The 24,999-nt window shown below is 71.8% G+C and carries 25 protein-coding genes and 2 tRNA genes; 24 read left to right on the top strand and 3 right to left on the bottom strand.

The window, feature by feature from the left end:
- The first annotated feature begins 38 nt into the window (after positions 1-38).
- From D9598_RS08675 to D9598_RS08600, 16 genes are all read left to right on the top strand, one after another.
- Complete coding sequence (locus tag D9598_RS08675) at positions 39-434, top strand: hypothetical protein (RefSeq protein ID WP_198366049.1); 396 nt, start codon at positions 39-41, stop codon at positions 432-434.
- Between the two features lie 32 nt (positions 435-466).
- A complete protein-coding gene (locus D9598_RS08670) occupies positions 467-670 on the top strand; it encodes a hypothetical protein (protein ID WP_198366048.1) in 204 nt (67 codons plus the stop codon).
- Between the two features lie 119 nt (positions 671-789).
- On the top strand, positions 790-1,827 hold the full coding sequence (locus tag D9598_RS08665; RefSeq protein ID WP_198366047.1) for an amino acid ABC transporter substrate-binding protein: 1,038 nt from the start codon (positions 790-792) through the stop codon (positions 1,825-1,827).
- Between the two features lie 103 nt (positions 1,828-1,930).
- Positions 1,931-2,005, top strand: a tRNA-Thr gene (locus D9598_RS08660).
- 37 nt (positions 2,006-2,042) lie between these two features.
- Complete coding sequence (locus tag D9598_RS08655; RefSeq protein WP_198366046.1) at positions 2,043-2,216, top strand: hypothetical protein; 174 nt, start codon at positions 2,043-2,045, stop codon at positions 2,214-2,216.
- Positions 2,217-2,319: 103 nt separating this feature from the next.
- Complete coding sequence (dcd, locus tag D9598_RS08650; RefSeq protein WP_198366045.1) at positions 2,320-2,874, top strand: dCTP deaminase; 555 nt, start codon at positions 2,320-2,322, stop codon at positions 2,872-2,874.
- 30 nt (positions 2,875-2,904) lie between these two features.
- On the top strand, positions 2,905-4,167 hold the full coding sequence (gene murA, locus D9598_RS08645) for a UDP-N-acetylglucosamine 1-carboxyvinyltransferase (protein ID WP_198366044.1): 1,263 nt from the start codon (positions 2,905-2,907) through the stop codon (positions 4,165-4,167).
- 36 nt (positions 4,168-4,203) lie between these two features.
- Positions 4,204-4,908, top strand: a complete 705-nt coding sequence (gene hisG, locus D9598_RS08640) for an ATP phosphoribosyltransferase (protein ID WP_198366043.1) — start codon at positions 4,204-4,206, stop codon at positions 4,906-4,908.
- On the top strand, positions 4,905-6,215 hold the full coding sequence (gene hisD, locus D9598_RS08635) for a histidinol dehydrogenase (RefSeq protein WP_198366042.1): 1,311 nt from the start codon (positions 4,905-4,907) through the stop codon (positions 6,213-6,215). Before hisG ends, hisD begins: the two co-directional genes overlap by 4 nt.
- 195 nt (positions 6,216-6,410) lie before the next feature.
- Positions 6,411-6,629 carry a translation initiation factor IF-1 gene (gene infA / locus D9598_RS08630; RefSeq protein WP_007003972.1) on the top strand — a complete coding sequence of 73 codons (219 nt, stop codon included), beginning with the start codon at positions 6,411-6,413 and terminating at the stop codon, positions 6,627-6,629.
- Positions 6,629-7,279, top strand: coding sequence for a nucleoside triphosphate pyrophosphatase (locus tag D9598_RS08625; RefSeq protein ID WP_198366041.1), 651 nt, complete (start codon positions 6,629-6,631; stop codon positions 7,277-7,279). Before infA ends, D9598_RS08625 begins: the two co-directional genes overlap by 1 nt.
- Entirely contained in the window at positions 7,264-8,373 is a 1,110-nt protein-coding gene (locus D9598_RS08620) for a ribonuclease E/G (RefSeq protein ID WP_198366040.1), read from the top strand. Before D9598_RS08625 ends, D9598_RS08620 begins: the two co-directional genes overlap by 16 nt.
- On the top strand, positions 8,363-8,548 hold the full coding sequence (gene yacG, locus D9598_RS08615; protein ID WP_198366039.1) for a DNA gyrase inhibitor YacG: 186 nt from the start codon (positions 8,363-8,365) through the stop codon (positions 8,546-8,548). The genes D9598_RS08620 and yacG overlap by 11 nt, the downstream gene beginning before the upstream one ends.
- Positions 8,549-8,620: 72 nt before the next feature.
- Positions 8,621-9,058 (top strand): septal ring lytic transglycosylase RlpA family protein, encoded by a 438-nt coding sequence (locus tag D9598_RS08610; protein WP_232477026.1) that lies wholly within the window; start codon positions 8,621-8,623, stop codon positions 9,056-9,058.
- 145 nt (positions 9,059-9,203) lie between these two features.
- A tRNA-Phe gene (locus D9598_RS08605) sits at positions 9,204-9,279 on the top strand.
- A gap of 182 nt (positions 9,280-9,461) precedes the next feature.
- On the top strand, positions 9,462-9,719 hold the full coding sequence (locus D9598_RS08600) for a hypothetical protein (RefSeq protein ID WP_198366038.1): 258 nt from the start codon (positions 9,462-9,464) through the stop codon (positions 9,717-9,719).
- A gap of 21 nt (positions 9,720-9,740) precedes the next feature.
- Here the strand turns inward: D9598_RS08600 and D9598_RS08595 are convergent, their stop codons facing one another.
- Entirely contained in the window at positions 9,741-10,967 is a 1,227-nt protein-coding gene (locus tag D9598_RS08595; protein WP_198366037.1) for an ABC transporter substrate-binding protein, read from the bottom strand.
- 151 nt (positions 10,968-11,118) lie between these two features.
- Between D9598_RS08595 and htpG the strand changes: the two genes are divergently transcribed.
- From htpG to D9598_RS08580, 3 genes are all read left to right on the top strand, one after another.
- Positions 11,119-12,957: a molecular chaperone HtpG gene (gene htpG, locus D9598_RS08590; protein WP_370591968.1), complete on the top strand. Its 1,839-nt coding sequence runs from the start codon at positions 11,119-11,121 to the stop codon at positions 12,955-12,957.
- 120 nt (positions 12,958-13,077) lie between these two features.
- Positions 13,078-14,655, top strand: coding sequence for an aldehyde dehydrogenase (NADP(+)) (locus tag D9598_RS08585; protein ID WP_198366035.1), 1,578 nt, complete (start codon positions 13,078-13,080; stop codon positions 14,653-14,655).
- A 69-nt stretch (positions 14,656-14,724) separates the two neighbouring features.
- Complete coding sequence (locus D9598_RS08580; RefSeq protein ID WP_198366034.1) at positions 14,725-14,925, top strand: hypothetical protein; 201 nt, start codon at positions 14,725-14,727, stop codon at positions 14,923-14,925.
- 55 nt (positions 14,926-14,980) lie between these two features.
- On the opposite strand, the gene D9598_RS08575 is transcribed toward D9598_RS08580, so the two are convergent.
- Both D9598_RS08575 and D9598_RS08570 read right to left on the bottom strand, forming a co-directional pair.
- On the bottom strand, positions 14,981-15,442 hold the full coding sequence (locus tag D9598_RS08575) for a nuclear transport factor 2 family protein (RefSeq protein WP_198366033.1): 462 nt from the start codon (positions 15,440-15,442) through the stop codon (positions 14,981-14,983).
- Between the two features lie 97 nt (positions 15,443-15,539).
- Positions 15,540-18,497 carry a glycosyl hydrolase gene (locus tag D9598_RS08570; RefSeq protein WP_198366032.1) on the bottom strand — a complete coding sequence of 986 codons (2,958 nt, stop codon included), beginning with the start codon at positions 18,495-18,497 and terminating at the stop codon, positions 15,540-15,542.
- Between the two features lie 160 nt (positions 18,498-18,657).
- On the opposite strand from D9598_RS08570, the gene D9598_RS08565 reads away from it, so the two are divergent.
- From D9598_RS08565 to D9598_RS08545, 5 genes are all read left to right on the top strand, one after another.
- Positions 18,658-19,059 carry an MAPEG family protein gene (locus D9598_RS08565; RefSeq protein WP_198366031.1) on the top strand — a complete coding sequence of 134 codons (402 nt, stop codon included), beginning with the start codon at positions 18,658-18,660 and terminating at the stop codon, positions 19,057-19,059.
- Between the two features lie 185 nt (positions 19,060-19,244).
- Positions 19,245-19,481, top strand: coding sequence for a hypothetical protein (locus D9598_RS08560; RefSeq protein WP_198366030.1), 237 nt, complete (start codon positions 19,245-19,247; stop codon positions 19,479-19,481).
- Between the two features lie 228 nt (positions 19,482-19,709).
- A complete protein-coding gene (gene glgC, locus D9598_RS08555; RefSeq protein ID WP_198366029.1) occupies positions 19,710-20,987 on the top strand; it encodes a glucose-1-phosphate adenylyltransferase in 1,278 nt (425 codons plus the stop codon).
- Positions 20,987-22,435, top strand: coding sequence for a glycogen synthase GlgA (gene glgA / locus D9598_RS08550; RefSeq protein WP_198366028.1), 1,449 nt, complete (start codon positions 20,987-20,989; stop codon positions 22,433-22,435). The genes glgC and glgA overlap by 1 nt, the downstream gene beginning before the upstream one ends.
- A gap of 83 nt (positions 22,436-22,518) precedes the next feature.
- Entirely contained in the window at positions 22,519-24,978 is a 2,460-nt protein-coding gene (locus D9598_RS08545; protein ID WP_198366027.1) for a glycogen/starch/alpha-glucan phosphorylase, read from the top strand.
- Positions 24,979-24,999 lie beyond the last annotated feature (21 nt).

Genomic DNA, 24,999 nt, shown 5'->3' with positions numbered 1-24,999 from the left:
GCCTCCCGTCCCCCCTCTCCCGACAAGGACCGAGACCCATGCCCACCCTGACCGACTATGCCCGCAACATGCTGGCGCGCGCGCTCTGCGCCCGTTCGCCCAGCCTGCCCTCGACGGTCTATCTGGCGCTCGGCACCGGCGCCACCGCCGCCGGCCTGAGCGGCGAGCCCGTGGGCAACGGCTATGCCCGCCAGCGCGTGACCTTCACCGGCACCGGGCTGCAGCGCAACGCCGACGTCATCCGCTTCGTCTTCAATGCCAGCTTCACCGTGAACGGCGTGGCGACGACGCTCAACCTGACGCATCTCTGCCTCTACGACGCCCTCTCGGGCGGCAACCCCCTCGCCTATGGCAGCCTGGCGCAGCCGGCCGCGATCACCGGCCCCGGCACCGTCACGGTCGCCGCCAACGCCCTGACCATCGACAGCCTCTGACCCTCCGCCCTTCCAGCAGGAGCGCCTTCCCCATGAGCGCATGGATCCGCAACCAGATCGCCCAGCCCAGCACCTGGCGGGGCCTGTTCCTCATCATGGCCTCGGGCTTCGGCATCACCCTCTCGCCGGAGCTGCAGAGCGCGCTGCCGAACTTCGCCGTCGCGGCGCTGGGTCTCTACGAGGCGCTGCGCCGGGAGGTGACGGCGCGCCGGGCCGGGCCGGACGCCGGCGGCTAGCCGGCAGGCACTCCGGCGCGGCGGCGCCCTGCCGCGCCGGCCTTTTCAGGATGCACCCGATTGACGCCTCGCCCGCGGACCGGAAGGATCGTCTCCAGACAAAAACAACGAGGCTTCCGATGTCCCTGCGATCCCTCCGCGCCGGCCTGCTCGCCGCCGCGGCGCTGCTCGGCCTGTCCGCCCTGCCCGGGGCCGCCCGCGCCGGCGCGACCTTCGATGCCATCAAGGCGCGCGGCACCCTGAACTGCGGCGTGAACGTCGGCAGCGCCGGCTTCTCGCAGCCCGACAGCCAGGGCGTCTGGCGCGGGCTCGACGCCGATCTCTGCCGCTTCGTCGCCACCGCCCTGTTCGGCGATCCGGCCAAGGTGCGCTTCCTGCCGCTGACGGCGCAGCAGCGCTTCACCGCCGCCCAGGCCGGCGAGGTGGACGTGCTGATCCGCCAGACCACCCTGACCCTGTCGCGCGACACCACCCTCGGCCTGCGGATGGTGCATCCCTACCTCTATGACGGCCACGGCTTCATGGTGAGGAAGGCGGCCAACCTCGGCGGCATCGCGGAACTCGGCGGCGCCACCGTCTGCCTGCTGCAGGGCACCACGAACGAGGTGGTCACGGCCGACTGGGCGCGCACCGCCGGGGTGCAGATCCAGCCGGTGCTGTTCGACCGCATCGACGTCGCGGCCCAGGCCTTCTTCTCCGGCCGCTGCGACGCCATCGGCACCGATGCGACGCAGCTCGCCTCCGCCCGCTCCACCGCCCCCAACCCGGGCGACTACGTCATCCTGCCCGAGCGGATCTCCAAGGAACCCTATGGCCCCGTGGTCCGCCGCGACGACCCGGAATGGTTCGACGTCATCCGCTGGGTCACCATGGCGGTGGTGCAGGCGGAGGAGCTGGGCGTGAACAGCACCAACGCGGAGAAGATGCGGGCCGAGAGCAGCAATCCCGAGGTGCGCCGCCTGCTGGGCGTCACCCCCGACACCGGGCAGAACCTGAAGCTGCCGCAGAACTGGGCCTATGACGCCATCCGCAAGGTCGGCAACTACGGCGAGATCTACGACCGCAACATCGGCCCGAAGACGCCGCTCGGGCTGGAGCGGGGCATGAACGCCCTCTGGACCGAGGGCGGCCTGCTCTACGCCTGGCCGATGCGCTGAGACGGGCCGGCCGCGCGGCGCGGGATTCCGCCGCCGCGCGGCACAAAGGGGCTTGCGCGGGGCCGCGCATCCTCCTAGGAACCGCCTCGCTTTCCCGGCGCCCGCTGCTGTAGCTCAGTGGTAGAGCACTCCCTTGGTAAGGGAGAGGTCGACAGTTCAATCCTGTCCAGCAGCACCAGCCGCCCCTTCCCCGGCCGTTTTCCCCGCACCCGACGATGACCGAGTCCCCCGGCAAGCCGCCTTCTCCCGCCGAGCAGGCACGGGCCGAGCGCGAGGCCCGCCTGGCCGCCGCGCTGCGCGAGAACCTCCGCCGCCGTAAGGCGCAGAGCCGCGGCCGCGCCGACCCCCCGCCCCCCGCCGAGCCGGCCCCGCCCAAGCCGCAGGACTGACGCGGCGGCCCTCGGTTGCCGAGGCCAGCCCGCTGCGCTATCCCGGCCCGCCTTTGCCGCCCGCCCCCGTTGCCGCCCGCCCTTGTGCCAGGACGCCGCCGCCATGCCCATCATGCCCGACAGCTGGATCCGCCGCATGGCGACGGGGCACGGCATGATCGAGCCCTTCGTCGAGAACCAGCGGCGCGAGGGGGTGATCTCCTTCGGCCTCTCCTCCTATGGCTACGACGCGCGTCTGGCCGACGAGTTCAAGGTCTTCACCAACGTCGACAACGCCCTGGTGGACCCGAAGAAGTTCGCCGAGGACAGCTTCGTCACCCGCCGCGGCCCGACCTGCATCATCCCGCCCAACTCCTTCGCGCTGGCGCATACGGTCGAGTATTTCCGCATCCCGCGCGACGTGCTGGTGATCTGCCTCGGCAAGTCCACCTATGCCCGCTGCGGCCTGATCGTGAACGTCACGCCGCTGGAGCCCGAATGGGAGGGGCAGGTGACGATCGAGATCTCCAACACCACCCCGCTGCCGGCCCGCATCTACGCCAATGAGGGGATCTGCCAGTTCCTCTTCCTGCAGGGGGCCGGGGCGCCGGAGGTGTCCTATGCCGACCGCCGCGGCAAGTACATGGGCCAGCGCGGCGTCGCGCTGCCGCGCCTCTGAGCGGCGCAAGGAAGTAAGGGAGTAAGGCGCATGGACCGCATCCGCATCCGCGGCGGCCGCACCCTCAGGGGCAGCCTCGCCATCGGCGGCGCCAAGAACGCCGCCCTGCCGCTGATGGCGGCGGCGCTGCTGACCGATCAGCCGCTGGTGCTGACCAACGCGCCGGCGCTGGCCGATGTCACCACCATGCGCCAGCTGCTCGCCCAGCACGGGCCGCGCGTCGAGCACGACACCGCCGGCCGCCGCCTGCTGCTGGAGGGCGCCGCCACGCAGTTCGAGGCGCCCTACGACCTGGTCCGCAAGATGCGCGCCTCGATCCTGGTGCTCGGCCCGCTGCTCGCCCGCTACGGCCAGGCGCGGGTGTCGCTGCCCGGCGGCTGCTCGATCGGCACCCGGCCGGTGGACCTGCACCTCAAGGGGCTGGAGGCCATGGGCGCCAGCATCGACCTCGAGGGCGGCTATATCGACGCCCGCGCGCCCGAGGGGGGGCTGCGCGGCGCCCGCATCCTCTTCCCGCAGGTCTCGGTCGGCGCGACCGAGAACCTGCTGATGGCCGCGACGCTGGCGCGCGGCACCACCACGCTGGTCAACGCGGCGCGCGAGCCCGAGATCTGCGACCTCGCCCGCTGCCTGACCGCCATGGGCGCGCGGATCGACGGCATCGGCACCGACCGGCTGGTGATCGAGGGGGTGGAGAGCCTCGGCGGCGCCACCCATCCGATCCTGCCCGACCGCATCGAGGCCGGCACCTTCGCCTGCGCCGCCGCCATCACCGGGGGCGAGGTGCTGCTGGAGGGGGTGCGACTCGAGATCTTCGGTGCCGTCTCGGCCAATCTGCGCGAGGCCGGGGTGGAGCTGATCCAGGAGGAGACCGGGCTCCGCGTGCAGCGGGTGGACGGGCTGCGCGGCGTCGATGCCGTGACCGAGCCCTTCCCCGGCTTCGCCACCGACATGCAGGCCCAGTTCATGGCGCTGATGGCGGTGGCCGAGGGGGCCTCGATGATCACCGAGACGATCTTCGAGAACCGCTTCATGCATGTGCCGGAGCTGACGCGGATGGGCGCGCGGATCAACGCGCACGGCTCCTCGGCCATCGTGCGCGGCGTCTCCCGCCTGACCGGGGCGCCGGTGATGGCGACCGACCTGCGCGCCTCCGTCTCGCTGATCATCGCCGGGCTGGCGGCGCAGGGCGACACGGTGGTCAACCGCGTCTACCACCTCGACCGCGGCTATGAGCGGATCGAGCGCAAGCTCGCCGGGGTCGGCGCGGACATAGAACGTCTGCCCGGCTGACATGGCTCCGTCTCGGAAGCGGTGATACAACCCGTCATGGACCTGCCGATCTCGCCCCTCACCCCGGTCGCCGGGAATGCCGCCCAGCCGCTGGTGCTGGCCCTGCCCAAGGGGCGCATCCTGAAGGAGGTCGGGCCGCTGCTGGTCCGCGCCGGCATCGTGCCGGCTGAGGATTTCCACCACGAGTCCAGCCGCCGCCTGCGCTTCGAGACCAACGACCCGGCGCTCGACGTGGTGCGCGTCCGCTCCTTCGACGTCGCCACCTTCGTCGCCTTCGGCGCCGCCCAGATCGGCATCTGCGGGGCGGACGTGCTGATGGAGCATGACTATCCGGAGATCTACGCGCCGCTCGATCTCGGCATCGGCCGCTGCCGCGTCAGCGTGGCCGAGCCGGAGGAGATGGCGGGCGCCGGCGGCCTGACCCGCGAATCCCGCCTCGCCGTCGCCACCAAGTACCCCAACATCGCCCGCCGCCATTTCGCCGCGCACGGCATCCAGGCCGAGGTGGTGCACCTGAACGGCGCCATGGAGCTGGCCCCCTCGCTCGGCCTCTCCCGCGCCATCGTCGACCTGGTGCAGACCGGCTCGACGCTGAAGGCCAACGGGCTGGTGGAGACCGACGTCATCGCCCAGGTCACCTCCCGCCTGATCGTCAACCGCACCGCGCTGAAGACCCAGCCCGAGGCGATCGGCGTCTGGCTCGCCCGCTTCCGCGCCGCCCTGGCCGAGGTCGCCGCATGATCCGCCTCTCCACCGCCGAGCCCGGCTTCGAGGCCGGCTTTCGCGCCCTGCTCGACCAGGCGCGCGACACCACCGCCCGGGTCGACGCCGCCGTCGCCAGCATCATCGGCGAGATCCGCGCGCGCGGCGACGCCGCCCTGCTCGACCTGACCACCCGCTTCGACCGCTGGACCCCGCGCGATGCCGCGGCGCTGCGCGTCGGCGAGGCCGAGATCGCGGCCGCCGCCGCCGCCTGCGCACCCGAGCTGCTGGACGCGCTGGACCTCGCCGCCACCCGCATCGAGCGCTTCCACCAGGCGCAGCTGCCGCGCGACCTCGAGATGGACGATCCGCTGGGCCTGACCCTCGGCCTGCGCTGGAGCGCGGTCGATGCCGTCGGTCTCTACGTGCCGGGCGGCAAGGCGGCCTATCCCTCCTCGGTGCTGATGAACGCCATCCCGGCGCGCGTCGCCGGGGTGCCGCGCGTCGCCATCTGCGTGCCGACGCCGGACGGGGCGCTGAACCCGCTGGTGCTGGCCGCCGCGCAACGGGCCGGCGTCACCGAGATCTGGCGCGTCGGCGGCGCCCAGGCCATCGCCGCCCTGGCCTGGGGCACCGAGAGCATCGCGCCGGTGGACCGCGTCGCCGGGCCGGGCAATGCCTATGTGGCCGAGGCCAAGCGGCAGGTCTTCGGCCGGGTCGGCATCGATTCGATCGCCGGCCCGTCCGAGGTGGTGGTGCTGGCCGATGCCTCGCAGGACCCGGCGCTGATCGCCATCGACCTGCTGGCCCAGGCCGAGCACGACGAAAGCGCCCAGGCCATCCTGATCACCACCAGCGGGCAGATGGCGCATGCCGTCGAGCAGGCGGTGCGGGAGCAGCTGGCCAGCCTGCCGCGCGCCGCCATCGCTGCCGAGAGCTGGCGCCGCCACGGCGCCATCCTGGTGGTGCGCGACTGGGAGGAGGGCGCGGCGCTGGTGGACCGGCTGGCGCCCGAGCACCTCGAGGTGATGGTGGCCGAGCCCGAGGCGCTCTTCGCCCGCATCCGCCATGCCGGCGCCGCCTTCCTGGGCCCGCATTGCCCGGAGGCGCTGGGCGACTACGTCGCCGGGCCGAACCATGTGCTGCCGACCGGCCGCACGGCGCGCTTCGCCTCCGGCCTGTCGGTCTTCGACTTCCTCAAGCGCACCACCTGGATCAGCGCCGAGGCGCGGGGCCTGGAGGCGGTCGGCCCCGCCGCCATCGCCCTGGCCGAGGCGGAGGGCCTGACCGCCCATGCCCGCAGCCTGGCCCTCCGGCTGGGCCAGCGCGGCGGCGAGCCCACGTGACGGGCCCGGGTGAGCCGCGCGCTCCGATGGTTGAAGAATCGGCCGCCTGACGCCATTTCTGCCTCCGACCGGAGGGCGGGCGCGGCCTCGCGCCGCCCCGGCCATTCTTGACCGCCAGGGCAGGGGCCATCATGGTCCGCGCCGCTGGCGCATTCCCGTGCGCCCCCAAGCCGAAACCATGCCGAAAGAGGCCTGATGTCAAAAGAAGATATGATCGAGTTCAGCGGCCAGGTCGTCGAGCTCCTTCCCAACGCGATGTTCCGCGTGAAGCTCGACAACGAGCACATGGTCCTGGCCCATACCAGCGGCAAGATGCGCAAGAACCGCATCCGCGTCCTGGCCGGGGACCGCGTGAACGTGGAGATGACGCCCTACGACCTGACCAAGGGCCGTATCACCTTCCGGTTCAAGTAATGTCCGTGGCGGGCCCGCCGGCCCTGGAAGCGACCCGCGAGGGCGCCCTGCCCCCTCCCCCTTCCGGGCCCGCCCGCCCGCCGCTGCTGCTGGCCAGCGCCAGCCCGCGCCGCCGCGACCTGCTGGCGCGGATCGGCATCACCCCCGCGGCGATCTGGGCACCCGGGATCGACGAGACGCCGGCGCGGGACGAACTGCCACGCCAGCTCGCCGGCCGCCTCTCGCGCCAGAAGGCCGAGGCCGCGCGCGCCCGCTGGCCCGGGCATCTCGTGCTCGCCGCCGATACGGTGGTGGGGGTCGGCCGCCGCATCCTGCCCAAGGCCGAGACCGAGGCCGAGGCGCGGGACTGCCTGGCCCTGCTCTCCGGCCGCCGCCACCGCGTGCACACCGGCGTCGCCCTCGCCCTGCCGGAGGGCCGCGTGCTGACCCGGCTGGTGGAGACCACGGTCACCTTCCAGCGCCTGACGCCGCAGCAGGTCGAGGCCTACCTCGCCGGCGGGGAATGGCGCGGCAAGGCGGGCGGCTACACCATCCAGGAATCGGCGGAGGCCTTCGTCCGCTTCCTGTCGGGCAGCCATTCCAACGTCGTCGGCCTGCCGCTGCACGAGACCGCGCAGTTGCTGCGGGGCATCGGGTGGCTGCGCCCCTGATCCTGGTCTCCGCCTCGCCCGGCGAGCAGCGGACCGCCCTCCTGGCCGATGGCCGGCTGGAGGCCGCCTTCATCGAGCGGCCGGGCCGGCCGGAGGGCATCGGCGATCTGCACATCGCCCGCCTCGCCGCCCGCGCCCCGGCCATGGCCGGGGCCTTCCTGGCCATGGCCGGGGGCGAGACCGGGTTCCTGCCCGATTCCGCGGGCGCCAAGGGCCGCGGCGAGGGCGAGTGGCTGCGCGTCGCCGTCACCCGCGCGGCGCAGGGCGGCAAGGGGCCGCGCCTGGCGCTGCGGCCGGGGGACGGCGCGCCCGAAGGCCCGCCGCGCTTGCTGGAGCGCGGTCCGGACGCGCCGCTGCGCCTCGCCGCCGCGCATCCCACGGCCCTGCTGTGCACCGATGACGCCGCCAGCGCCGCCCGGCTGCGCGCGGCGCTGGGGCCGGAGCGCGTGGCCTTCTCCACCGCTCCGGCCTTCGACGACGCGCTGGAGACGGCGTTCGACCTGCTGGCCTCGCCCGAGGTTCCACTGGAGGGCGGCGGGCGGCTGACGATCCATCCGACACCGGCCCTCGTCGCCATCGACATCGACGCGGGCAGCGCGGCGGGCCGGCGCGACGCCGCCGCGCACCGGGCGCTGAACACCGCCGCGCTGGCCGAGGCGGCGCGGCAGATCCGGCTGCGGCACCTCGCCGGCGCCATCCTGATCGACATGGCGGGGCTCGCGGTGGCGCGCCGCAAGGCCTTGCTGCCCGCCATGGCCGAGGCCGCCGCGCCCGACCCCGACCTGCGGCTGATCGGCCTGACCGGGCTGGGCCTGATCGAGTTGCAGCGCCGCCGCACCCACCGGCCCTGGCACGAGGTGGTGGGCCTGCCGCCCTCGCCCCTCAGCCGTGGCCTCCTGGCGTTGCGGCGCGGCCTGCGGGACGCCGCCGCCCGCCCCGGCGCCCCGCTGACCCTGACCGCCTCCCCCGCCGTGCTGGCCGCCCTGCGCGACTGGCCCGGCGCGCTGGAGGAGTTCCACCGCGCGGCCGGGCCGCTGCACCTGCGGCCCGACCCGCTCTGCCCCCCCGGACAGGAGCACGTCCATGCCGGATGAAACCCGCCGCCCCGCCCGCAAGGCCGGCTGCCCGGTCTGCGGCAAGCCCCCGCAGCCGGACACCCGCCCCTTCTGCTCGACCCGCTGCAAGCAGATCGACCTCGGCCGCTGGCTGAACGGCGATTACGCCATTCCCGGCCCCCCCGCCGAGGTGGAGGAGGACGGGGAGCGGTAGGTGGCCCGGGGCAACCATTCCACGGGCCAAGCGTAAGGATTTCTAGGAAGCTCGCCGGAACAGGAGGATAGGATGCGACGTTTCACCATGCTTGCAGCCTGCCTGGGGCTGGGCCTCGCCTTTGCCCTGCCGCCGGAGCCCGCCGGGGCGCGGGAGCGGCGCGAGACGACGGCGCAGCGCGGCGTGGCGGGCCCGCAGGCCAAGCCACAGCGCGGCCACGCCTCCTTCTACGCCGAGCGCTTCCACGGCAAGCGGATGGCGAATGGTAAGCGCTTCCATCGCAATTCCGCCTCGGCCGCCAGCCGCACCCTGCCGCTCGGCACCCGGGCGCGGGTCCGCAACCTGGAGAACGGGCGCACCGCCGTCGTCACCATCGAGGATCGCGGGCCGTTCAAGCGCGGCCGGGTGCTCGATGTCAGCCCGCGCGTCGCCACCCAGCTCGGCATGCGCGAGCAGGGCACCGCCATGGTCGAGATCGTGCCGCTGGGCGGGCGGCAGGATCCGGGCTGAGATTTTTCCGCTGGGTTTTTTCCGCTGGGTTTTTTCCGCTGGGCTTTTTCCAAGGGCGCCGGCCCGGCCTCTGGACAAGCCCTGACCCTTGGTTTAATCAGCGCCTCCTCTACCGGGGGCGGCCGATACGGCGCCCCGGCCATGGGCCCAGATAGCTCAGTTGGTAGAGCATGCGACTGAAAATCGCAGTGTCGCTGGTTCGATTCCGGCTCTGGGCACCATCCTCCCTCCTCCGATCCGAGCCGTAACTCAGGCTCTCAGCGGCACCGTCCCGCCATGGGGCGTCATGCGCTCATCCCGGACTTGCGGGTTCTCCGCGGAGCGATTGGCCAAAGCGCGGGACAGGACGGCGACGAAAAGCCGGCCGAGACGTTCATCCTCCTGGAAACAAGGAGGCGTCCCGATGCCCAAGGCCGAGCGGTTGATCCATGGCAGCTCCAATGGCGATTCCTGGTACCTCGTGCAGGACCCGGACCGGGGCGCGCTCGTGCGGCACGAGCCTAACGCTCCCTCCGGCGGGGCCGTCTCCGAGATCCCGGTGGCGACCTTCCTGGCCCGGGGGAACGGGCCGGAGCAGGCCGAGCTGCTCCGTCTGATCGGCACCCTCGCGGCGCAGATGCCGGAGAAGGAGGCGGAGAGGGTCGCGCAGGTGCTGCGGTAGAGGGCGACCCCGCGCGCGGCCTCAGACCAGCGGGCAGCCGCCCTCCTTCAGCGGCCGGAAGGCTTCCTCCGCCGCCAGCGTGCCGCGCAGGTTGTAGTAGTCCCAGGCACCCCGGCTCTCGCCCGGCGCCTTGACCTCGAACAGGTAGGAGGGGTGGATCTTGCGGCCATCGGCGCGCAGCGTGCCGGGGCCGAAGCAGTCGTCGTCGGTCGGCATGGCCTGCATCCGCCGCACCACCTCGGCGCCGCTCGCCTTCGCCGCCGGCAGGCCGAGGTCGGCCACCGCCTTAAGGTAATGCAGCACGCCGGAATAGGTGCCGGCCTGTTCCTGGTTCGGCCAGTTGTTCGGCACCTTGGGCTTGACCCGGTTCAGGAAGGCGCGGGTGCGGTCGTTCAGGTCCCAGTAGAAGGCCTCGGCCAGCAGCAGACCCTGCGCCGTCTCCAGGCCGAGCGCGTGGATATCGGTGACGAACATCGGCGTGCCGGCCACCTTCACCCCGCGCCGCGACAGACCGAACTCCTGCACCTGCTTGATGCAGTTCACCATGTCGGCGCCGGCCATCAGCAGCCCCACCACCTTGGCCCGGCTGGCCGCCGCCTGCAGGATGAAGGAGGCGAAGTCGGTGGTGCCCGGGAAGGGGAAGCGCGCCGAGCCCGCCACCTTGCCGCCCGCGGCCTGGATGAAGCGGGTCAGATCCTTCTCCATCTGGTGGCCGAAGGCGTAGTCGGCGGTGATGAAGAACCAGCTGTCGCCGCCGTTGCGCACCGTGGCGCTGCCCACCGTCTTGGCCAGCATGTAGGTGTCGGCCGTCCAGTGCACGGTGTTGGGCGAGCAGCGCTCGCCGGTCAGCGCGGCGGAGAGGGCGCCGGTGTTCACCTGGACCTTGTTCTTCTCCTGCACCAGCCCGGCCACGGCCAGGGCGATGGCCGAGTTGTTGACCTCGCAGATCATGTCGACGCCGTCCTGGTCGATCCAGCGGCGGGCCAGGGCGAGGGCGACGTCGGGCTTGTTCTGGTGGTCGCCCTGCACGAACTCCACCGTGATGCCGCGCGCGGCCAGGCCCAGATCCTCGGCCGCCTGGCGGGCGCAGGCGAGGGCGGTGGGGCCGGAGGTGTCGCGATAGGGGCCGGAGAAGTCGGCCAGCACCCCGATGCGGACCGGCGCGGCCTGCTGCGCGCGGGCGATCGGCAGGGGCGCCAGCAGGGCGGCGCCCCCCGCCAGCAGATGGCGGCGGCGGAACTCGGTCATCCGGTCTTTTTCCTTCCTCGAACGTCGCGGCGGCCGGCGCCGCGGGCGCGAGCTTGGCGGCTCTGCCGCGGTGCCGCAAGCGCCGTTGAAACCGGCGCCCGCCCCGCGCATATCGCGCCTCGCGACAAAGCATCCATCCAAGGAGAGGCCTGTGAGCGAGACGGTGGAGCGGCATGAGTTCAATGCCGAGGTGGGGCGGCTGCTGGATCTGGTCGTCCACGCCCTCTACTCGGAGCGCGAGATCTTCCTGCGCGAGCTTGTGGCCAACGCGGCCGACGCCATCGACAAGCGCCGCTTCGAGGCGCTGACCCGGCTGGAGCTCGGCCTGCCGGGGGAGGCGCGGATCCGCATCGTGCCGGACAAGGCCGCGCGCACCCTCACCCTCTCCGATCCGGGCATCGGCATGAGCAAGGCGGAGCTGGCGCAGAACCTCGGCACCATCGCCCGCTCCGGCACCCTGGCCTTCGCCAAGGCCCTGGCCGAGAGCCAGACCGCCGACCGGCCGAACCTCATCGGCCAGTTCGGCGTCGGCTTCTATTCCGCCTTCATGGTGGCCGATCGGGTCGAGGTGACCTCGCGCGCGGCGGGCAGCGAGGAGGCCTGGCTCTGGGCCTCGGAGGGGCGCGGCCAGTTCACCCTGGCGCCCGCGGGCCGCGCCGAGGCCGGCACCGACATCGTGCTGCACATGAAGGCCGATGCCGCCGAGTTCCTGGAGCCGCTGCGGCTGCGCACCATCATCCGCAAATGGGCCGACCACATCACCGTGCCGATCGTCCTGCTGCAGGACGGCAAGGAGGAGCCGGCCAACGAGGGCACGGCGCTGTGGCGCAAGCCGAAGTCGGAGGTCAGCGCGGAGAGCTACACCGAGTTCTACCGCCATCTCGGCCATGTCTTCGACGAGCCCTGGGTGACGCTGCACTGGCGTGCCGAGGGGACGCTGGAGTTCAGCGCCCTGCTCTTCATCCCCGGCATGAAGCCCTTCCAGGCGGTGGAGGGGGAGCGCGAGAGCCGGGTGCGGCTGCATGTCCGGCGGATGTTCATCACCGACCAGGCCGGGCTGCTGCCGCCCTGGCTGCGCTTCGTCCAGGGCGTGGTGGACACCGAGGACCTGCCGCTCAACGTCAGCCGCGAGATGCTGCAGGCGACGCCGGTGCTGGGCCGCATCCGCAAGGCGGTGACCGGCCGCGTGCTCTCCGAGCTGCGGAGCCGCGCGAAGGAGGCGGAGGACTATGCGCGGTTCTGGGAGAATTTCGGCCCGGTGCTGAAGGAAGGCGCCTGGGAGGATGCCGAGCACCGCAAGGATGTCGCGCCGCTGCTGCGCTTCCGCTCCACCGGCCAGGAGGGCTGGACCTCGCTCGCCGATTACGTCGCGCGGATGAAGCCGGAGCAGGAGGCCATCTACTACCTCGTGGGCGAGGACCCGGCGGCACTCGCCGCCTCGCCGCAGCTGGAGGGCTTCCGCGCGCGCGGGCTGGAGGTGCTGCTGCTCTCCGACCAGATCGACAACTTCTGGCCCGAGCGGCTGGAGCGCTTCGAGGACAGGCCGCTGCGCAGCGTGACGCAGGAGAGCGCCGACCTGGCGCGGTTCGCCCCCGAGGGCGCGCCGGCCGAGCCCCCGGCCGATCTCGCAGGCCTGCTGCCGAGCCTCAAGGCGGCGCTGGAGGGCGAGGTGACGGAGGTGCGCGCCACCGAGCGCCTGGTGGACAGCGCCGTGGCGCTCGCCGCCATGCCCGGCGCGCCGGACCTCTCGCTGCAGCGGCTGCTGCGCCGCGCCGGGCGGGGCCTTGGCGTCGAGATGTCGGTGCTGGAGCTGAACCCACGCCACCCGCTGATCCGCCGCCTGGCGGAGCGCGCGGCGGCCGGCGCCGAGCTGCGGGAGGAGGCCGGGCTGCTGCTGGACCTGGCGCGGCTGCAGGATGGCGACACCCCGCGCGACCCCGCGGCCTTCGCCCGGCAGGTGACGGAAGCCCTGGCGGCGCGGCTGGGCTGAGCGGATCGCCGCCGCCCGGCCACCGGGCGGCGGCGGCGGCGGACCGCACTTGATTTCCCGGCCATTCTCGCCCATGCGTATGGTCATCGTACAACACGGCGGCCCAAGGGGGAGATGTCCATGCCCATCACCGGCGAGATGCTGATCGGCGCCACGGCCCTGCGCGGCACCGACAGGCCCGTGCGCGCCGTCGAGGCGGCCACCGGCCAGCCCATGGAGCCCGCCTTCGGCGGCGGCACGGCGGCGGATGTGGAGCGCGCCTGCGCCCTGGCCTGGACCGCCTTCGACAGCTACCGCGAGACCGCCCCCGAGGCGCGCGCCGCCTTCCTGGAGGCGGCCGCCCAGGCCATCCTCGACATCGGCGACGAGCTGATCGTCCGCGCCACGGCCGAGAGCGGCCTGCCGCGTGCCCGGCTGGAGGGCGAGCGCGGCCGCACGGTCGGCCAGCTCCGCCTCTTCGCCGCCGAGATCCGCGATGGCGGCTGGCAGCAGGCGCGCATCGACCCCGCCCTGCCCGACCGCAAGCCGCTGCCCCGCCCGGACCTGCGGCTGCGGATGATCCCGCTCGGCCCGGTCGCCGTCTTCGGGGCCTCCAACTTCCCGCTGGCCTTCTCGGTCGCCGGCGGCGACACCGCCTCGGCGCTGGCCGCCGGCTGCCCGGTGGTGGTGAAGGCGCATTCGGCGCATCCCGGCACCTCGGAGCTGGTCGGCCGCGCCATCCAGGCGGCGGTGCGGGCCTGTGGCCTGCCGGAAGGCGTCTTCTCCCTGCTCTTCGGCTCCGGCGCCGTGGTCGGGCAGGGCCTGGTCGCCGATCCGCGCATCAAGGCGGTGGGCTTCACCGGCTCGCGCGCCGGCGGCACGGCGCTGATGCAGACCGCCGCCGCCCGGCCCGAGCCGATCCCCGTCTATGCCGAGATGAGCAGCATCAACCCGGTCTACCTGCTGCCGGAGGCGCTGAAGGCGCGGGCCGAGGCCATCGGCCGCGACTTCATCGGCTCGCTCACCATGGGCGCCGGGCAGTTCTGCACCAATCCCGGCCTGATCCTGGGCCTGGACGGGCCCGACCTCGACCGCTTCACCGCCACCGCGGCCGGGGCGCTTTCCGGCGCCGCGGCGCAGACCATGCTGACGCCGGGCATCCTGAAGGCCTATCGCGAGGGCGTCGGGCACCTGGCCGGCAACAACCGCGTCCGGAAGCTGGCCGAGGGCCAGGCCGGCAACGAGATGCAGGGCCAGGCGGCGCTGTTCGAGACCACGGCGGAGCACTTCATCGCCGATCCGGCGCTGTCGGAGGAGGTGTTCGGCTCCGCCTCGCTGGTCATCCGCTGCACCGACATGGCGCAGGTGCTGGCCCTGACGGAGCGGCTGGAAGGTCAGCTTACCGCCACGCTGCAGATGGACGAGGGAGATCTGGAGACGGCACGGTCACTGCTGCCGGTGCTGGAGCGCCGGGTCGGCCGCATCCTGGTGAACGGCTACCCGACCGGGGTCGAGGTCAGCCATGCCATGGTGCATGGCGGGCCCTACCCCTCCACCTCGGACGGGCGCTCGACCTCGGTCGGCACCCTGGCCATCCAGCGCTTCCTGCGCCCGGTCTGCTACCAGAACCTGCCGGCGGCGCTGCTGCCGCCGTCGCTGCGGGAAGGCAATCCGCTCGGCCTCTGTCGGCGGGTGGATGGCACGCTGACGCAGGGCTGAGCACGGCCGGGGCGGCTGTGCTAGACCCCCGGCCGGGCGGCATGACGCCGCCCGCCCTGGGGAGGCGGCATGGCGGCACGGCTCTGGTTCATCGGCAGTCTGCTCGTGGCGCTCGGCCTGGCGGCCCGGATGCTGGGGTGGGACGTGCTGCTCTGGATCCCGCAGACGGTGATGGATGTCATCCGCGAGGACCCGGCGACCTCGGGCGTGATCACGCTCGGCATCGTGCTGATGGTGATCGCCCGGCTGATCGGCCAGAGGCGGGGCTGAGGCGGGAGGGGGCGGGACCCGTCCCCTCCCCCCGTAGACTCAGAGGCGGGCGGCCTCAGAGGCGGAAGGCCTGGCGCGCCAGCAGCCGCCAGTCGTTCCCGTCCTTCTGCCAGACCTGCATCACGCCGATCCGCACCGGCGTCGTCTGGCCGGCCGGCGAGACGGTCTCGCCCACCATCAGGTGCCGCACGATGGCGTTCGGACCGGCGAGGTCGATGGTCTGCTCGCTCAGCTCGATCCGGGTGAAGGCGCTCGCCTTGGATTCGAGATAGGCGATGAACTGCTCCTTGTTCTCGATGCGACCGGCGGAATGGCCGTAGCTCAGCTTCTCGGCCGTCAGGGCGGCAAGCCGGGCGCGGTCCACCTTGAGCATGGCCTCGGTCAGCGCATCGACGGCGCGGGCCACCACGGCCTCGCCACCCCGGGCCTCCTGCGCCGCCGCCGCGCGCGGCGCGGCGATCCCCACCGACAGACAGAGCGCGGCGGCCAGCGCCACGCCCCTGCGAGACATCATCATCGGACCCTCCCTGGATTCGTTCTTGTTCCGCGACGTTATGCCGCGCCGGTGGGAAGGTCCAGGGAAGGAGCAAGGGAGGCGGCGGCGCCTCCCCGCCTCACGCGAAGACGTAGTCGCCGTGGCCCAGCGTCACGCCGCCGAGCAGGGTGACGTGGCTGGTCCAGCCGCCGGCATCCTGGATGGTGAGGAGCTGCCCGGCCTGGCTGACCGTCGCCTCCGCGCCGAAGCCCTTCAGCTGCAGCTGGTCCACGCCCGCCTGGAAGTCGGTGATGACATCATGGCCCATGCCCTTGTTGACGATGAAGGTGTCGCGGCCGGCCCCGCCGGTCAGCACGTCATTGCCGCCGCGCCCGTCCAGCACGTTGCTGCCGGCATTGCCGATGATGCGATTGTCGAGCGCGTTGCCGGTGCCCTTCGACCAGGAGGTGCCGGTGAAGATCAGGTTCTCGACATGGTCCGGCAGGGTGTAGGCGTCGATCCAGGTGGTGACCGTGTCGGTGCCCTGGCCGGCCAGTTCCACCACCTTGTCCGTGGCGCTGTAGACGACATAGGTGTCGTCGCCCGCCCCGCCCCGCATGGTGTCGCCCCCGCCCAGCGACTTGTAGCCGTCGGCGCCCGCGGTGCCGGTCCAGCTCTCGGCCCTGGCCGTGCCGTAGAACCACTTCGCCGGCTCCGCGCTGAGCGGCAGCGAGGCGGTTCCGGCCGCCGGGGCGGAGGAGCCGGTGGAGGGGGCCGGTGCGGGCGTAGGTGCGGGCGCGGGTGCGGGGGCTTCGGCGGCGGCGCTCGCGCTGAAGCCGAAATCCGCCGCCTTCAGCGCCTCCAGCTGCACGCCGCGCAGCGTCAGCCCGTCGCCCTGGCCGAAGTCGAAGACGGCGTCGTTGCCCACCTGGCGGCCCGTCGCCTTCACCGCCCCCAGGTCGGAGAAGCCGAAGCCCTGGAGCGAGATCCTGTCGCCGCTGGCGAAGTCCGTGACGATGTCATGCCCCTCGCCCCGGGCCAGGATGAAGGTGTCGTTGCCGCCGCCGCCGGTCAGCATGTCGTTGCCGCCCTTGCCGTTCAGCACGTTCGGGCTGTCATTGCCGGTCAGCCGGTTGGCCAGGCCATTGCCGGTCGCCTGGGTCCAGGAGGTTCCCGTGGCGACGAAGTTCTCGACATGCTCGGGCAGGGTGTATTCGGAGAGCCAGGTGGTGACGGTGTCGATGCCCTGGCCGGCCAGTTCCACCACCTTGTCCGTGGCGGTGTAGACGACATAGGTGTCATCCCCCTTGCCGCCCTTCAGCGTGTCCCCGCCGCCGGCCGAGACGAGCTGGTCGTGGCCGTCCGTGCCGATCAGGGTCTCCGCTTTCGCGCTGCCCCAGACGGTGCGGGTATAGGCGGCGCTGGCGGCCGAGGTCGTGGTGGCGGAGGGCAGCGGCGACGGCGGGTTGAGCGAAGGCTCGGGCGCCGGGGCCGGTGACGGCGCGGTGGCGGTGCTGTTGACCAGGGCGATGTCGTCGGCCGCTAGGCTGGAGAGGGCGACGCCCTTCAGCGTCACGCTCTGGCCGCCGCCGAGATCGATCACCGTGTCGCCGCCCGACTGCCGCGCCGCCGCCTTGACCGCGGCGAAGTTCGCGAAGGCGAAGCCGTCCAGCCGCAGCACGTCGCCCAGCCCGTTGCCCGCCCGGAAGTCGGTGATGGTGTCGTTGCCCTCGCCCCGGGCGATGACGAAGGTGTCGTTGCCGCCGCCGCCGGTCAGCAGATCGTTGCCGCCCTTTCCGTTCAGCACGTTCGGGCTGTCGTTGCCGATCAGCCGGTTGGCCAGGGCATTGCCGGTGCCGCTGCTCCAGCCGGTGCCGGTCAGCGTCAGGTTCTCGACATGGTCCGGCAGCACATAGCCGCTGATCCAGGTCGAGACCGTGTCCACGCCGCCGCCGGCCAGTTCCACGACCTGATCGGTCAGGGCGCCGATGTAATAGGTGTCGTCCCCTCGGCCGCCCTTCAGCGTGTCGCCGCCGCCATGGGAGTGGAGCGCGTCATGGCCGTCGCCGCCGGTCAGCGTGTCCTTGCCGCCGGTGCCGTGAAGGCTGCGCGTGGCGGCGGCGCTGGCGGCGGTCGTGATGGTGCTGTCGCCGCTGGCGGCGGGGAGCGTCGGCGCAGGCGCCGGGGCCGGAGCCGGGGCGGGCGCGGGCGCGGGCGTGGGCGTGGGCGTGGGCGGGGTGACGACGGCCGGCCCCTCCGTGCCCGGGCCCGAGAAGGCGTCCTTGTAGGCGGCGCCGGACTTCGGCTCCGTGCCGTCCGACAGGCGGCCGGGATAGGCGGCGTCGGAATCCCAGTAGGCCTGCAGCACCACGTCGTGGCTCTCGAACCACTCCTGCACCAGCTTGATGTAGGGCGCGGCGGTGTCGGTCTTGATGCCCCATTCCGAATAGGCGGTGGGCTTGCCATGCGCGTCGGCGAAGGCCTCGAGCCACTTCAGCCCGTACTTCCAGTCGCGGATGGTCTCGAAGGCCTTGACCGGATCGCTGCCGACATATTCGGGCTTCCAGTAGAAATCCATGCCGATGATGTCGACATAGTCGTCGCCCGGATAGGCATTGGCCGGGTTCATCCCGCCCGAGGCGGCGTCGACGTTCCATTCGAAGACGAAGCGATCGGAGACCGAGCGGAAGGTGGTGACCATCTGGCGGAAGGCGCCGATGAAGTCCTGCTCCTTGCCGATGGCGTTCCAGTGGAACCAGTCGCCGTTGAACTCCCAGCCGGTGCGGATATGGATCTTGTCGGTGCCCGGCGTGCCGTTCAGGAGGGTTTCCGCGACCGACTTGTAGTGCTGGTTGTAGCTGCCCCGGGCGGCGGAGGAGAGGTTGGCGTCCCGCGTGATCAGGGGCACCGACCAGAAGATGTCGCGGTCGGTGTTCTTCCAGAGGTCGTTGACCATCCACCTGGCGCTGCTGACGAAGTCGTTCCAGTTGGCGAAGCCGACGACGCCGTGGACACTGTCGACCTCGCGCCCCAACCACTTCTCGAAGGTCGAGACCTGACCCGCATTGTTGCCGACATAAACGCCAAGTGCAGTCATCTTGCCCGCCTTCTGGAAGGAGTGCGGCCAGGGCCGCCCCTGGGCCCAGAATCGCGGCAAGAGGTCAAGAAGCCGTTAAGGACGCTAGAATTTATTAGATTTGATGCAACCATTGCGGGCATGGCGGCAATGCGCCCTGCCCTGAACAGGATATTCCCCGATGAGCCCTGAACTGCGTTGGCTGGCCTGGAGCCTTCTGCTCGGCCTGTTGCACCTGGTCCTGGCCGCCGCCGCGGCGCGCGGACAGTCCGGCCTGGCCTGGGCGCTCGGCCCCCGGGACACGCCGCAGCCGCCGCTGACCGGCATGGCCGGCCGCCTGCAACGGGCCCAGGCCAATTTCATGGAGACTTTCCCCTTCTTCCTGGGTGCCGTCCTGCTCGTCCAGCTGAGCGGTCGGGGCGGATCGGCGAGCGCGCTGGGCGCGGCGATCTATGTCTGGGCGCGGCTGGCCTATCTGCCGCTCTACGCCGCAGGCATTCCCTATCTGCGGACGCTGGCCTGGGGCGTCTCGGTGGCCGGGCTGCTGATGGTGCTGGGCTCCGCGCTGCCCTGGGCCGGATGAGGTCCCGGCGGCAACCGGGGATACGGGTTGCTGCCGCGGTCCCTCGCAGGAGAGGCGTGACGGCCATCCGAATTTCGTGCGGCGAGACGCAATCGGGGCGTGAGCCGCGTCTCAATCATAATAATGGACGAGATTTTTACACAATCGTACAAAGCGCCTGCTACCCCCCATAAGGCAATCAAACGATGGATCTCCGGGATTCTCTCCACGAGGTGCAGCTTCGTGTTCAGGTCGCGCAGGCTCTGCTGGTCGATGCGCTCGACGAGCGCCCCGGCCCCGACCGCCGCACCATCCTGGAGGCATTGATGGAGGTGGACGCCGCCGAGCGCATCCTCGCCTTCAGCGTCGAGCCCGCCAATGACACGGCCGAGGCGGAGGAGGTCGAGGCGCCCGGCCTGCGTCTGGTGCAATCCGCCGACTGAGCCTTCCGCCCCTCCCCCCCGCACGGCGCGGCCCTGCCGCTCCGCTGCGACGACGCGGCTCATTTTTGCGCCACGCACCATGGCGCGGCCGTGCAAAGCATGTCTCAATGCCCTCCCGTCCCACGCCGGCGCCCGCCGGTGCGGGACGGGCAAGATCGCTTCCCGTAGCCGGCAACCGCCGCCGGGCGGGCGCTTTGGCAGGACATGTTTCAGGGGAGTTCGCCATCCATGCCCTCCAGGCCGACGATCGAGGGGCCTATCGCCCGCACCGCCATGGCCTTCGTGCTGGCCGGTGGGCGGGGCAGCCGGCTGATGGAGCTGACCGAGCGGCGCGTGAAGCCGGCGGTCTTCTTCGCCGCCAAGTCGCGCATCATCGACTTCGCGCTGTCCAACGCGCTGAACTCCGGCATCCGCCGTATCGGCGTGGCGACCCAGTACAAGGCGCACAGCCTGATCCGGCACCTGCAGCGCGGCTGGAACTTCCTGCGCCCCGAGCGCAACGAGACCTTCGACATCCTGCCGGCCAGCCAGCGCGTCTCCGAGACCGGCTGGTACACCGGCACGGCGGACGCGGTGTACCAGAACCTCGACATCATCGAGAGCTACGCGCCCCGCCACATCGTCGTCCTGGCGGGCGACCATGTCTACAAGATGGATTACGAACGCATGCTGCAGCAGCATGTGGACAGCGGCGCGGATGTCACCGTCGGCTGCATCGAGGTGCCGCGCCTGGAGGCCACCGGCTTCGGCGTGATGCATGTCGAGCCGAACGGGCGCATCATCTCCTTCCTGGAGAAGCCCAAGGACCCGCCCGGCATGCCGGACCGGCCGCATATGGCCCTGGCCAGCATGGGCATCTACGTCTTCGAGACGCGCTTCCTGGCCGAGCAGCTGCGGCGCGACGCGGCCGACCCGCAGTCGAGCCATGACTTCGGCCATGACCTCGTCCCCTACATCGTCCGCCACGGCCGCGCCTACGCGCACCGCTTCGCCGAATCCTGCGTCCATTCCGGCCAGGAGGCCGAGGCCTACTGGCGCGACGTCGGAACCGTGGATGCCTACTGGCAGGCCAATATCGACCTGACCGAGGTGGTCCCGGCGCTCGACCTCTACGACCGCGAATGGCCGATCTGGTCCTATGCCGAGCTGACCCCGCCGGCCAAGTTCGTGCACGATGTGGAGGGCCGCCGCGGCATGGCCACCGCCTCCCTGGTGTCGGGCGGCTGCATCGTCTCGGGCGGCTCGGTGCGCCGCTCGGTGCTCTGCCCCTCGGTGCGGGTGAATTCCTACGCCGCGGTGGAAGGCTGCGTGCTGTTGCCGGGCGTGGATATCGGCCGCGGCGCGCGGCTGCGCAACACCATCGTGGACAGCGGCATCCAGATCCCCCCCGGCATGGTGGTGGGGGAGGATCCGGAGCTGGACGCGCGGCGCTTCCGCCGCACCAACAAGGGCATCTGCCTGATCACGCAGCCCATGCTGGACATGCTGGACGACAAAGCGCGCTGATGAGCCTCCGCCTTCTCTCCGTCGCCTCCGAGGTCTATCCGCTGGTCAAGACCGGGGGGCTTGCCGATGTCGCCGGCGCGCTGCCCGCCGCGCTGGAGGCCGAGGGCGTCGTCACCCGCACCCTGCTGCCGGGCTATCCCCGCGTGCTGCGCGCGCTGGAGCGGGCCGAGACGGCGCATGATCTCGGCGACAGCCTCTTCGGCCATCCCGCCCGCCTGCTGGCGGCGCGCGCCGCCGGGCTCGACCTCTTCATCCTCGACGCGCCCTCCCTCTATGCCCGCGAGGGCAACCCCTATTCCGGCCCGGACGGGCAGGACTGGCCGGACAACGCCTTCCGCTTCGCCGCCCTGGCCCAGGCGGCGGCACGAATCGGCCGCGGCCTGCTGCCGGGCTTCCTGCCCGATGTCGTGCACGCGCATGACTGGCAGGCCGGCCTGGCCCCCGCCTATCTGCACTATGGCAGAGAGGGGCGGCCCGGCACCGTGATGACGGTGCACAACCTGGCCTTCCAGGGGCAGTTCCCCGGTGCGTTGCTGACCGCTCTCGGCCTGCCGCCGCATGCCTGGTCGGTCGAGGGGGTGGAGTATTACGGCGCGCTGGGCTTCCTCAAGGCCGGGCTGCGGCTGGCCGACCGGGTCACCACCGTCTCGCCGAGCTATGCCGCCGAGATCCGCACGCCGGAAGGCGGCATGGGCATGGACGGCCTGCTGCGCAGCCGCGGGCGGACCCTCAGCGGCATCCTGAACGGCATCGACACCGGGGTCTGGGACCCGGCCACCGATCCGCACCTCGCCGCCTCCTACGACGCGAGCCGGCTCGAGGGCCGCGAGGCCAACCGCGCCGCGCTGCGCGCCGAGATGGGGCTGGCGCCGGACCCCGCCGCGCCGCTGCTGGCCGTGATCAGCCGGCTGTCCTGGCAGAAGGGCATGGACCTGGTGCTGGAGGCGGTTCCGGCCCTGCTCCGCCACGGCATGCAGCTCGCCGTGCTGGGCACCGGCGATCCCGGCCTGGAGGCCGGTTTCCGCGCCGCCGCCGAGGCGCATCCCGGTCGGATCGGCGCCCGGCTCGGCTATGATGAGGGGCTGGCCCATCGCATCCAGGCGGGCTGCGACGCCCTGCTGGTGCCGTCCCGCTTCGAGCCCTGCGGCCTGACCCAGCTCTGCGCCCTGCGCTACGGTGCCCTGCCGGTGGTGGCCCGGGTCGGCGGGCTGGCCGATACGGTGATCGACGCCAACGAGATGGCGCTGGCCGCCGGGGTCGGGACCGGGCTGCAGTTCGCCCCGCCCTCCGCCCCCGCGCTGGAGGCGGCGCTGGACCGGCTGGCGGCGCTCTGGGCCGACCACGCGGCCTGGCGCGGCGCGCAGCGCGCCGGGATGGCCGGCGATGTGAGCTGGCGCCGCCCCGCGGCGCGCTATGCATCGCTCTACCGTGAGTTGCAGTCCCGCTAGTCTCCCGGCCGGATGCGCGAAGGCGCTGGACAGCGGCCCTTCCTCTGCTGGCATGATGGGGTTCAGCCCTGGGAATACCCTGCATGAGTGACAGCCCCGTGCATTCCACCCTCGTGACCAGCGCCGACGACGCGGCGAGCCTCCGCCGCGATATCATGGCCCAGTTGATCTACCATGTCGGCGCCAACCCGGACCGGGCCAGCGCGCGCGACTGGTTCCTGGCCGTGACGCTCGCCACCCGGCACCGGATCGTGGACCGCTGGCGCGCCTCCAACGCCGAGACGGTGGCGCAGGGGCACAAGCAGGTCTGCTACATGTCGCTCGAGTTCCTGATCGGGCGGCTGCTCTCGGACGCGCTGGGGAATCTCGGGATGACCGAGCCGGTGCACGAGGCTCTCTCGGGCCTCGGCGTCGAACTGGACGAGGTGACGGCGCAGGAGGCCGACGCGGCGCTCGGCAATGGCGGCCTAGGCCGCCTCGCCGCCTGCTTCATGGAGAGCATGGCCAGCCTCAGCATCCCCGCCTATGGCTACGGCATCCGTTACGAGCACGGGCTGTTCCGCCAGGTCATCCAGGACGGCCGCCAGCGCGAGCTGCCCGAGGACTGGCTCTCGCTGGGCAATCCCTGGGAGTTCGAGCGGTCCAACATCATCTACGACATCGGCTTCGGCGGCCATGTGGCGGCGGAAGCCGGCGTGGACGGGCGGCAGCGGCTGGTCTGGTATCCGGGCGAGACGGTGCGCGCCATCGCCTATGACACGCCGATCGTGGGCTGGCGCGGCAAGTGGATCAACACGCTGCGGCTCTGGTCGGCCCGCGCCACGGACCCGATCCACCTGGAGGAGTTCAACCGGGGCGACCATGTCGGCGCCATGGCCAACCGGGTGCGGGCGGAGGCGATCTCCCGCGTGCTCTATCCGAGCGACGAGACGGCGGCGGGCCAGGAGCTGCGGCTGCGGCAGGAGTACTTCTTCGCCTCCGCCTCGCTGCAGGACCTGCTGCGCCGGCACCTGCGCCTGCATGGCGACATCCACAGCCTGGCCGGAAAGGCGGCCGTGCAGCTCAACGACACGCATCCGGCGATCGCCGTCTCCGAGCTGATGCGGCTGCTGGTCGATCTGCATGGCCTGGCCTGGGACAAGGCGTGGGACATCACCCGCGCCACCTTCTCCTACACCAACCACACCCTGCTGCCGGAGGCGCTGGAGACCTGGCCGGTGGCGCTGATGGAACGCGTCCTGCCGCGCAACATGCAGATCATCTACATGATCAACGCCAAGCACCTGGAGGCGGCGCGCGACCAGGGTGCGCAGGATGGGCTGCTCGCCGCCGTCTCGCTGATCGACGAGCATCACGGCCGGCGCGTGCGCATGGGTCATCTCGCCTTCATCGGCTCGCACCGCGTCAACGGCGTCTCCGCCCTGCACACCGACCTGATGCGCAAGACCGTCTTCGCCGAACTGAACCAGGTCTGCCCTGGGCGCATCGTCAACAAGACCAACGGCATCACCTTCCGCCGCTGGCTGATGCGCTCCAACCCGCCGCTCACCGCCCTGCTGACCGAGACGCTGGGCGAGGCGGTGCTGGACGAACCCGAGCGGCTGGAGGGTCTCGACGCCTTCGCCGAGGACAGCGCCTTCCAGCAGCGCTTCGCCCGGCAACGGCACCAGGCGAAGCAGGCGCTCGCCCGGCAGATCGTCGCGCGCACCGGCATCGTCGTCGATCCCGACGCGCTCTTCGACGTGCAGATCAAGCGGATCCACGAATACAAGCGGCAGTTGCTGAACATCCTGCAGACCGTCGCGCTCTACAACGCGATGCGCGCGCAGCCGCAGCGCGACTGGGTGCCGCGGGTGAAGATCTTCGCCGGCAAGGCGGCGCCGAGCTACCACACCGCCAAGCTGATCATCCGGCTGATCAACGATGTTGGCCGCGTCATCAACAGCGATCCCACGGTGCGCGGCCTGCTCAAGGTGGTGTTCCTGCCCAACTACAATGTCAGCCTGGCGCAGGGCATCATCCCCGCGGCCGACCTCTCGGAGCAGATCTCGACCGCCGGCATGGAGGCCTCGGGCACCGGCAACATGAAGCTGGCGCTGAATGGGGCGCTGACCATCGGCACGCTGGACGGCGCCAATGTCGAGATCCTGGAACGCGTCGGCGCCGAGAACATCTTCATCTTCGGCCTCACCGCCGCGCAGGCCACGGCGCGCCGGCGGGACGGCTTCGACGCCCGCGCGCAGATCCGGGAATCGCCCGATCTCGAGGAGGTGCTGGACGCGGTGGCGGCCGGCGTCTTCTCGCCGGAGGAGCCGGAGCGCTATTCCGGCCTGATCCAGAGCCTGATGAACGCCGACCACTTCCTGGTCAGCGCGGATTTCGATGCCTATCACGCCGCGCAGCGCGCGGTCGACCTGCGCTGGAGCCAGCCGCGGCACTGGTGGCGCAGCAGCATCCTGAACACGGCGCGGGTGGCCTGGTTCTCCTCCGACCGCACCATCCGCGAATACGCGGAGGACATCTGGAACGTGCCCTCCCGCTGAACGGCGCCGGCAAGGGCACTT

The sequence above is a fragment of the Roseomonas sp. KE0001 genome (assembly GCF_016107285.1).
In the GTDB taxonomy this organism is placed as follows: domain Bacteria; phylum Pseudomonadota; class Alphaproteobacteria; order Acetobacterales; family Acetobacteraceae; genus Pseudoroseomonas.
Note: the sequence above shows the minus strand (reverse complement) of the source record. Positions and strands in the feature narration are given on the sequence as shown.

Excerpts from the sequence above, each read along its gene's own strand:
- D9598_RS08675 (WP_198366049.1), top strand. The coding sequence starts at position 39 with ATGCCCACCCTGACCGACTATGCCCGCAACATGCTGGCGCGCGCGCTC.
- D9598_RS08670 (WP_198366048.1), top strand. The coding sequence starts at position 467 with ATGAGCGCATGGATCCGCAACCAGATCGCCCAGCCCAGCACCTGGCGG.
- D9598_RS08665 (WP_198366047.1), top strand. The coding sequence starts at position 790 with ATGTCCCTGCGATCCCTCCGCGCCGGCCTGCTCGCCGCCGCGGCGCTG.
- D9598_RS08655 (WP_198366046.1), top strand. The coding sequence starts at position 2,043 with ATGACCGAGTCCCCCGGCAAGCCGCCTTCTCCCGCCGAGCAGGCACGG.
- dcd (WP_198366045.1), top strand. The coding sequence starts at position 2,320 with ATGCCCATCATGCCCGACAGCTGGATCCGCCGCATGGCGACGGGGCAC.
- murA (WP_198366044.1), top strand. The coding sequence starts at position 2,905 with ATGGACCGCATCCGCATCCGCGGCGGCCGCACCCTCAGGGGCAGCCTC.
- hisG (WP_198366043.1), top strand. The coding sequence starts at position 4,204 with ATGGACCTGCCGATCTCGCCCCTCACCCCGGTCGCCGGGAATGCCGCC.
- hisD (WP_198366042.1), top strand. The coding sequence starts at position 4,905 with ATGATCCGCCTCTCCACCGCCGAGCCCGGCTTCGAGGCCGGCTTTCGC.
- infA (WP_007003972.1), top strand. The coding sequence starts at position 6,411 with ATGTCAAAAGAAGATATGATCGAGTTCAGCGGCCAGGTCGTCGAGCTC.
- D9598_RS08625 (WP_198366041.1), top strand. The coding sequence starts at position 6,629 with ATGTCCGTGGCGGGCCCGCCGGCCCTGGAAGCGACCCGCGAGGGCGCC.
- yacG (WP_198366039.1), top strand. The coding sequence starts at position 8,363 with ATGCCGGATGAAACCCGCCGCCCCGCCCGCAAGGCCGGCTGCCCGGTC.
- D9598_RS08610 (WP_232477026.1), top strand. The coding sequence starts at position 8,621 with ATGCGACGTTTCACCATGCTTGCAGCCTGCCTGGGGCTGGGCCTCGCC.
- D9598_RS08600 (WP_198366038.1), top strand. The coding sequence starts at position 9,462 with ATGCCCAAGGCCGAGCGGTTGATCCATGGCAGCTCCAATGGCGATTCC.
- D9598_RS08595 (WP_198366037.1), bottom strand. The coding sequence starts at position 10,967 with ATGACCGAGTTCCGCCGCCGCCATCTGCTGGCGGGGGGCGCCGCCCTG.
- D9598_RS08585 (WP_198366035.1), top strand. The coding sequence starts at position 13,078 with ATGCCCATCACCGGCGAGATGCTGATCGGCGCCACGGCCCTGCGCGGC.
- D9598_RS08580 (WP_198366034.1), top strand. The coding sequence starts at position 14,725 with ATGGCGGCACGGCTCTGGTTCATCGGCAGTCTGCTCGTGGCGCTCGGC.
- D9598_RS08575 (WP_198366033.1), bottom strand. The coding sequence starts at position 15,442 with ATGATGATGTCTCGCAGGGGCGTGGCGCTGGCCGCCGCGCTCTGTCTG.
- D9598_RS08570 (WP_198366032.1), bottom strand. The coding sequence starts at position 18,497 with ATGACTGCACTTGGCGTTTATGTCGGCAACAATGCGGGTCAGGTCTCG.
- D9598_RS08565 (WP_198366031.1), top strand. The coding sequence starts at position 18,658 with ATGAGCCCTGAACTGCGTTGGCTGGCCTGGAGCCTTCTGCTCGGCCTG.
- D9598_RS08560 (WP_198366030.1), top strand. The coding sequence starts at position 19,245 with ATGGATCTCCGGGATTCTCTCCACGAGGTGCAGCTTCGTGTTCAGGTC.
- glgC (WP_198366029.1), top strand. The coding sequence starts at position 19,710 with ATGCCCTCCAGGCCGACGATCGAGGGGCCTATCGCCCGCACCGCCATG.
- glgA (WP_198366028.1), top strand. The coding sequence starts at position 20,987 with ATGAGCCTCCGCCTTCTCTCCGTCGCCTCCGAGGTCTATCCGCTGGTC.
- D9598_RS08545 (WP_198366027.1), top strand. The coding sequence starts at position 22,519 with ATGAGTGACAGCCCCGTGCATTCCACCCTCGTGACCAGCGCCGACGAC.